4 protein-coding genes are annotated in these 1,470 nt (G+C 58.4%); all 4 read right to left on the reverse strand.

Annotated elements, in window-relative coordinates:
• Positions 1 to 203: hypothetical protein (locus tag SB822_RS54470; RefSeq protein WP_410858770.1), on the reverse strand; the 203-nt coding region annotated here is incomplete at its 3' end.
• Entirely contained in the window at positions 200 to 487 is a 288-nt protein-coding gene (locus tag SB822_RS54475) for a hypothetical protein (RefSeq protein ID WP_086910299.1), read from the reverse strand. The genes SB822_RS54470 and SB822_RS54475, both read right to left, overlap by 4 nt.
• A gap of 17 nt (positions 488 to 504) precedes the next feature.
• The gene (locus tag SB822_RS54480; RefSeq protein WP_086910298.1) at positions 505 to 966 is read right to left on the reverse strand and encodes a helix-turn-helix domain-containing protein; all 462 of its coding nucleotides are present in this window, start codon (positions 964 to 966) and stop codon (positions 505 to 507) included.
• 209 nt (positions 967 to 1,175) lie between these two features.
• The coding region (locus SB822_RS54485) for a DUF5372 family protein (protein WP_410858771.1) at positions 1,176 to 1,470 on the reverse strand (295 nt) is incomplete at its 5' end.

A 1,470-nucleotide genomic window follows, 5' to 3' on the forward strand; every position in this document is an offset into this window, starting at 1 on the left:
CCGGACTGGCCGAGGTCGCTATCGATCACAATAATGCGGTCCTCGGACCACCCCAGGGCGACCGCCCGTTGGCGCAGCGCGTATTGGCGTTTGGTGCTCTCGGTATTCTCGAACACCTGGCGCAATGTGGATTGCCGGATATACAGATAGGCGTTGCGCTTGAGATGGCTCGCCTGGACCTTTTGGTGAGGATCGCTCTTCATGCTGTTGCCTCCTGACGCCGGTGTAGAAGCATTGAAGCCAGAATCATCGTCGCCTCCTGATGCAGCGTGAAGGAGATGATCTCTGCATCGCCCGACGGCGACTGCCGCCGTACAACCGTGGTCGCGCACTGGGCCCATGCCTGCATCCACGCTCTCATGCCGCTACGCATCAACAGCACGAGGCCCTGGCCGCGAGGAATTTCGTACGACAGTCCAAGTGCCTGTTGCCTCAGATCCTCATAACGCGAGATCAGACCGTCATTGTTCAGCGCACGGTCGGGCAACGACAGGGACGGTTTCGTTACGGTTTTTTTTGGCGCAGAAACTGCCGTTCGATACTGCGCGGGTGAACCTGGACGCCGAAGTTCTGGTGCACCAGGCTGGCTAGTCGCTCCGCTCGCACAGCCGGCTCGGCAACCCGCACCCGGTTCAAAAACTCCATCACCGCCGGCGTCAATTTATGGCCGCTGCGCGGCCCGGTCTTCTGTGGAATCAAAGCGGCCAATCCACCCTCCTCGAAGGCCGCCTGGGCCTGATAGAACGACGGACGGGAGAAACCAAATGATTTGGCCGCTTCGCTGATCGGCCGCTTGTCCACGCGCACCGCGCGCAGCATCTCGTACTTGACCTGCAGCAGATCATGGGGATCGAAGAACTCTTCGTCCCGAAACAGCGGATGCGTCACGGCATCGGGGCGCGGATTGAGGCTCGCCTGCTGCCGCAGCGCGCGGCGCTTGTCCTCTTTGCGTCGGTCTATCGCCATGCACGAACTCCAGAGAAAGCCGGGCTAATCACTGTAAACTTAATTATGTACCATATTTCTGAATATACAAGTCATAACTGAATGAATATCACGGAAGCATGGCCGTTTACGGCAAATATTCTATAGCGTTGGCATCCAGCCTGAATCGACGTCAGGCATAGTTAACTTTACATCCTCGACGTATTTAGCTTTACACGCGATTGTGCTGTTCACGGCTCCAGCGTGGCGATCAAACGCCCCAGTTCAAGCAACTCTTCCACGCGGAACAAGGCACGCCCGGCAGCGACGACGTTGAATGGGTCCTCGGCGACGACGCTCGTCCAGTTGGCGGGCAGCGCCCGCAGTCGGCCGTTCGCGTCGTGAAACCAGACCCTGTCCTCATGCCAGTTCTGGGCGTGAAGGACCAGTTCGAATTCCTGCAGATGAAGGGGGTGGTACGGATGAGTTACCTGAAAACGTCGGCTTCCAGCGTCACTTACGGGCGCAGTTGTCTGCGGACTCCAA

The organism is Paraburkholderia sp. SIMBA_054 (assembly GCF_046534875.1).
Taxonomy (GTDB): domain Bacteria; phylum Pseudomonadota; class Gammaproteobacteria; order Burkholderiales; family Burkholderiaceae; genus Paraburkholderia; species Paraburkholderia hospita.

Bases quoted from the DNA above. Each gene is read 5' to 3' on its own strand.
- SB822_RS54480 (WP_086910298.1), bottom strand. From the start codon at position 966: ATGGCGATAGACCGACGCAAAGAGGACAAGCGCCGCGCGCTGCGGCAG.